At 72.9% G+C, this 5625-nt stretch carries 5 protein-coding genes; 4 read left to right on the top strand and 1 reads right to left on the bottom strand.

The genetic code is table 11. The features are described 5' to 3' along the window. Positions 1–315: 315 nt before the first annotated feature. A complete protein-coding gene (locus tag VN520_RS36295) occupies positions 316–1086 on the top strand; it encodes a hypothetical protein (protein WP_325751216.1) in 771 nt (256 codons plus the stop codon). 126 nt (positions 1087–1212) lie between these two features. Here the strand turns inward: VN520_RS36295 and VN520_RS36290 are convergent, their stop codons facing one another. Beyond that, positions 1213–2493, bottom strand: a complete 1281-nt coding sequence (locus tag VN520_RS36290) for a DUF1015 domain-containing protein (RefSeq protein ID WP_325751215.1) — start codon at positions 2491–2493, stop codon at positions 1213–1215. Positions 2494–2565: 72 nt separating this feature from the next. Here VN520_RS36290 and VN520_RS36285 point away from each other — a divergent pair, with 72 nt between their 5' ends. From VN520_RS36285 to VN520_RS36275, 3 genes are all read left to right on the top strand, one after another. Further along, a complete protein-coding gene (locus VN520_RS36285; protein WP_325751214.1) occupies positions 2566–3606 on the top strand; it encodes an HAD-IIA family hydrolase in 1041 nt (346 codons plus the stop codon). 169 nt (positions 3607–3775) lie between these two features. Further along, positions 3776–4747, top strand: a complete 972-nt coding sequence (locus VN520_RS36280) for a FecCD family ABC transporter permease (RefSeq protein ID WP_325751213.1) — start codon at positions 3776–3778, stop codon at positions 4745–4747. Then, positions 4744–5625, top strand: an 882-nt coding sequence (locus VN520_RS36275) for a FecCD family ABC transporter permease (RefSeq protein ID WP_325751212.1), incomplete at its 3' end; no start/stop codon positions are given. The genes VN520_RS36280 and VN520_RS36275, both read left to right, overlap by 4 nt.

Raw genomic sequence — 5625 nt, 5'->3', positions numbered from 1 at the left:
GGTGGGTTCGACCGGCGTGATGACCGGCCGCGTGGCCCGCGCCGTGACGACGACCGCCCCGGCGGCTTCCGCCGCGACGACAACCGTGGCAGCGGCACCGGTGGCGGCGGCTTCCGCCGTGACGACCGGAGCCAGGGCCGGGACCGTGGGCCGCGCCGTGACGACCGGGGCAACGACCGCGGTGGCTACCGTGGGCGCGACGACCGCGGCGGTTACCAGGGACGCGACGACCGGGACCGCGAGCCCATCAAGCGGCTCCCCATCCCCGACGACGTCACCGGCGACGAGATCGACAAGGACGTCCGGCAGGAGCTGATGAGCCTGCCGAAGACCCTTGCCGAGGATGTCGCGCGGAACCTCGTCATGGTGGCCAACCTGATCGACGAGGACCCCGAGCAGGCCTACGCCTATTCGCGTATCGCCCTGCGTCTGGCATCGAGGGTCGCCGCGGTGCGCGAGGCGGCGGGCTTCGCCGCGTACGCCACCCAGAAGTACTCCGAGGCGCTGGCCGAGTTCCGGGCGTCGCGTCGGATGACGGGTTCCGTGGAACTGTGGCCCGTCATGGCGGACTGCGAGCGTGGCCTCGGGCGGCCCGAGCGGGCGATGGCCATGGCTGGTGAGCCCGAGGTGCAGAAGCTGGACAAGGCAGGACAGGTCGAGATGCGCCTGGTCGCCGCCGGAGCCCGCAGGGACATGGGCCAGATCGACGCCGCGATCGTCACGCTCCAGAGCCCCGAACTCGCCTCCAGCGCCGTCCACTCGTGGACCCCGCGCCTGCGGTACGCCTACGCCGACGCGCTCCTGGAAGCAGGCCGCGAGGACGAGGCCCGTGAGTGGTTCGGAAAGGCCCTGGAAGCCGACAAGGACGGCGCGACCGACGCGTCCGACCGGCTGGCCGAACTCGATGGTGTGGAGTTCGTCGACGCGCTCGGCGATGACGACGAGCACACCGGTGAAGCGGCCGGCGCCGAGGTCCGGACCACGGACGACCAGGCCGTCGGCACCTACGGTCAGGACGCGGACGAAGAGGACGCGGACAGCACGGAGGACGAGGACGGCGACGTGGACGGTCCCGCGAAGGCCTGAGCACCGCTGATGTACGGAACGTAGGAAGAGGGCGGCACCCACTGCGGGGTGCCGCCCTCTTCCGCTTCCGGCTCCGAAGCCCGGCTGAAGAGCTTCGCCACGGGCACTTCGGGCCTACGGTGTGCCTCAGCCGGCGCCGAGGCTGCGCAGGACCAGGCCCGTGGCCGGTTTGGGGCCGAACGACGTCGACTTGCGGGGCATCGTGACGCCTTCTCTGGCCAGGTCCCGGACCACGTCCTCGCGCACCGGACGCATCAGCACCGCCGTGGCGTCGTGCCGCTCCGCCTGTTCGACCGCCGCCGCGGTGTCATGGATATAGGCGATGTGCTCGGGGGTGTCGGGGATCCGCCACACGTCGTCGAGGAGCGTGGAGTGCAGCACGGTCGCATCCAGTGCGCGCCAGGCCGCCGGCCGGTCGGCTCGCACCGTGCGGGCCAGCAGCTGTTCGTCCGGCCGGTCGATCAGATGGAAACGGCCGTCGCCCGCGAGGAGGAAGGCGTTGCCTTCCGTGGGGGCCTCCGTGAGCGCGTCGAGTGCCCGGTGCAGCGGCCCCTCCACGGGCCGGATGCGGAAGCGGCCGTCGAGGGCGCTCAGCGCACGGGCGACCGGCAGGTGGTGCAGCAGGCGGTGGATGGCACGGACCCGCAGCGGATAGCGGGCGGTGTCGACGAGCAGCACGAGTCCGAAGTCCCAGGGGCCGGGGGCGGACTGCTCCTGCTGGAGCCGGAGGTAGGTGGCCCAGCGGTGGTGGCCGTCGGCGATCAGCGCCTGGCGACGGGACAGATCGGACTCGATCTCCGCCCGCTCCCCGGGATCGGTGACGGCCCAGAGCCGGTGGCCGACACCGTCCTCGGTCGTCGTGGTGAGAAGCGGGACCCGCTTCACCACCCGCTCGATGACGGCCGTCGCGCCGCTCGGCGCGCCGTCGCCCGCGTAGCTGAGGAGGAGGGGTTCGAGGTGGGCGGCCGCCGTGCGCATCAGATCGGCGCGGTCCTCCACGACATCGGGCATGACGTCCTCGTGCGGCAGCACGACGCCCTCGGACGCGGGGGAGAGCGCCAGGGCGCCGATCACGCCGCGCTGGAGGGCGTCACCGGCCCGCTGTTCGTAGACGTAGAGCACGGGCGCCGGGTCCAGGGCGAGGACGCCTTCGGCGACCCAGCGCTTCAGGGTGCCGGCGGCCTGCCGGTGGCGTGCGGCGGGCGTGTCGCCCTGCGGAAGGATCAGCCGCACGATGTTGTGCGGGTCCGCCGACTCCAGGTGATGCAGACCGTCGGGCCGGACGACGACGTCGTACGGGGGCGAGGTCACCGCCGCCAGGCTGCCGACCCGGTCGGGGACGTATCGCAGACCGCGGAAGGGGATCAGTCGCAGTCCCCGGCCGGCGGCGGGGCCGGAAGTGTTCATCCGGGCATCGTATGTGCGCTTCGGTGATGCGCGATGATCGGGGGAGAGGCATGGAAAGAGGAGCGCAGGCATATGAGTCAGCAGTTCAGGTCCCGGCCGCTCGGGAGCAGCGCGGCGCTGAGCGAGGCGTACGACACCGCCCTGCTCGACCTCGACGGGGTGGTGTACGCGGGCGGGCACGCCATCGCCCACGCCGTCGAGTCGCTGGGCAGGGCACGTGCGGGCGGCATGCACCTGGCATACGTGACGAACAACGCGCTGCGTACGCCGGACGCGGTGGCCGAGCATCTGACGGAGCTCGGTGTGCCGGCCGAACCCGCTGACGTGATCACGTCGGCGCAGGCGGTGGCCCGGCTGATGGCTGAACAGCTGCCGTCCGGGGCCAGAGTGCTCGTGGTCGGCGGCGAGGGGCTGCGGGTCGCGTTGCGCGAGCGCGGACTGGTGCCGGTGGAATCGGCCGATGACGACCCAGTGGCCGTGGCGCAGGGGTTCGGCGGGCCCGACCTCCCGTGGGGCCGGTTCGCCGAGGCGGCGTACGCCATCTCACGGGGGGCCCAGTGGTTCGCGTCCAACACGGACCTGACGATCCCGGGCGCCCGGGGGATCGCCCCGGGGAACGGCGCGGCGGTGGAGGTCGTACGGATCGCGACCGGGGCCGAGCCGCAGGTCGCGGGCAAGCCACTGCCCCCGATGCACCGCGAGACCGTGCTGCGGACCGGGGCGGAGCGGCCGCTGGTCATCGGGGACCGCCTGGACACGGACATCGAGGGCGCGTTCAACGGCGGGGTGGACTCACTGCTGGTCCTCACGGGGGTGACCGACGCGGCGCAGCTGATCGCGGCCGGACCCGAGCACCGCCCGACCTACGTGGACCGGGACCTGCGGGGGTTGCTCACCGGTCAGCCCGAGGTGTCGGAGGAGGACGGCGGGTTCCGCTGCGGCGGCTGGACGGCCGCGGTCCGCGGGGACGCACTCGTCCTGGAGGGTGGTGCCGAGGGCGACGGTGACGCGATCGACGGGCTGCGCGCCCTGTGCGGGGCGGCGTGGACGCATGCCGGGGAGGGCTCGTGCCGGCTCGACTCGGCGAAGGCCGTGGCCGGACTGGACCTGTAGCCCTGCGGGCCTGTGAAGGGCCGGGTCTTTTGCGTCACCGGAGAGTTGGGAGAATTGGAGGATAGGCTAACCTAACCAGGTGTTGGTCGAGAGTCCCCCCGAGTCAAGTTCCGGCCCCCCCGCCACGCCGGACACACCGGCGCGTGCCGGGCGTCACGCGGTGCGAGCCGTGGGCCTGCTGGTCGCCGTGTGCGCGCTGGTGCTGGTGTGCCTCGCGAGTATCGCGATCGGCGCCAAGGGCCTCCCGCTGTCCGCGGTGTGGCACGGCCTGTTCCACTACTCGGGCACCAGCGGCGATGTCCTCGTACGGGATGTGCGGGTCCCGCGCACCGTGCTGGGTCTGATCGTCGGTGCCGCCCTGGGGCTGGCCGGCGCGGTGATGCAGGCGCTGACCCGCAACCCGCTCGCCGAGCCCGGTCTGCTGGGCGTCAACGCGGGCGCGGCGGCGGCCGTCGTCTCGGCCATCACCTTCCTCGGCGTCACCTCGCTGACCGGATACGTCTGGTTCGCGTTCGGTGGCGCCGCCCTCGTGTCCGTGGCGGTGTACCTGCTCGGCGGCAGCCGGTCCGCGAACCCGGTACGGCTGGCCCTCGCCGGTACGGCGGTCACCGCGGCGCTGTTCGGCTACGTCAACGCCGTACAGCTGCTGGACTCGGCGGCGCTGGACCGGCTGCGCTTCTGGACCGTGGGGTCGCTGGCCTCCGCGAGCCCGGAGACCGTCGGCAAGGTGTGGCCGTTCATCGCGGCCGGGGTGGTGCTGGCCCTGCTCATCGCCCGGCCTCTCAACGCGCTGGAGATGGGCGACGACACGGCCAGGGCGCTCGGCGCGCATCTGACCCGTACCCGCGTCCTCGCGATGGTGGCCGTCACCCTGCTCTGCGGGGCGGCGACCGCCGCCTGCGGGCCGATCGTCTTCATCGGGCTGATGATCCCGCACCTGGTCCGCACCATCACGGGCCCGGACATGCGGTGGATCCTGCCCTACGCGGCCGTGCTCGCGCCCGTGCTGCTGCTCGGTGCCGACGTGGTGGGCAGGGTCGTCGCCCGCCCCTCCGAGCTACAGGTCGGCATCGTCACCGCCCTGCTGGGCGGGCCCGTCTTCATTCATCTCGTACGGCGCAAGAGGATGGCCCAGCTGTGAAGGCCGCACAGGACACCACGAGGACGGTCCGCGCGGTGCGGACGGCCGGCGGACTCTCGTTCCGGGTGGACACGCGGGCGTTCGCCGTCATCGTGCTGCTCGTCGCCGCGGCGGCCTTCGCCGCCGTGGTGCTGATCGGCAGCGGTGACTACTCCATGTCACCCGGCCAGGTCGTCACCACGCTGTTCGGCAACGGCACCTTCCAGCAGGAGTTCATCGTCACCGAACTGCGGCTGCCGAGGGTCCTCGTCGGGCTGCTCGTGGGCGCCGCGCTCGGGATCGGCGGCGCCGTCTTCCAGAGCGTCTCCCGCAACCCGCTCGGCAGTCCCGACGTCCTCGGCTTCGGCCAGGGCTCCGCGGTCGGCGCCCTCATCGTGATCGTGCTCTTCCACGGCGGGCCCACCGAGGTCGCGGCGGGCGCCGTCGCCGGCGGCCTGCTGACGGGCGCCGCCGTCCACCTGCTGGCCTGGAAGCGGGGGGTGCACGGCTACCGGCTCGTCCTCGTCGGCATCGGCGCCGCCGCGATGCTCACCGCCGCGACCCACTACCTGATCACCAAGGCCAACCTCGTCGACGCCACCCGCGCCGTCGTATGGATGACCGGCTCGCTGGACGGCCGGGACTGGGCCCAGGTCTGGCCGCTCCTCGCGGTCTGCTGCGTCCTCATCCCCCTGGTCCTCGGACACGGGCGGGCCCTGCGCATGATCGAGATGGGCGACGACGCCGCCCACGCCCTGGGCGTACGGGTGGAACGCACCCGGCTCGTCCTGCTCAGCTGCGCCGTGCTGCTCGTCGCCGTCGCCACCGCCGCCGCGGGCCCCATCGTCTTCGTCTCGCTCAGCGCCCCGCAGGTCGCCCGCCGCCTCACCCGCGCGCCC

Origin of the sequence: Streptomyces sp. (assembly GCF_035563135.1) — a bacterium.
Lineage (GTDB): Bacteria > Actinomycetota > Actinomycetes > Streptomycetales > Streptomycetaceae > Streptomyces.
Note: the sequence above shows the minus strand (reverse complement) of the source record. Positions and strands in the feature narration are given on the sequence as shown.

Coding starts and splice junctions, on each gene's coding strand:
- VN520_RS36295 (WP_325751216.1), top strand. CDS start 316: ATGAGCCTGCCGAAGACCCTTGCCGAGGATGTCGCGCGGAACCTCGTC.
- VN520_RS36285 (WP_325751214.1), top strand. CDS start 2,566: ATGAGTCAGCAGTTCAGGTCCCGGCCGCTCGGGAGCAGCGCGGCGCTG.
- VN520_RS36290 (WP_325751215.1), bottom strand. CDS start 2,493: ATGAACACTTCCGGCCCCGCCGCCGGCCGGGGACTGCGACTGATCCCC.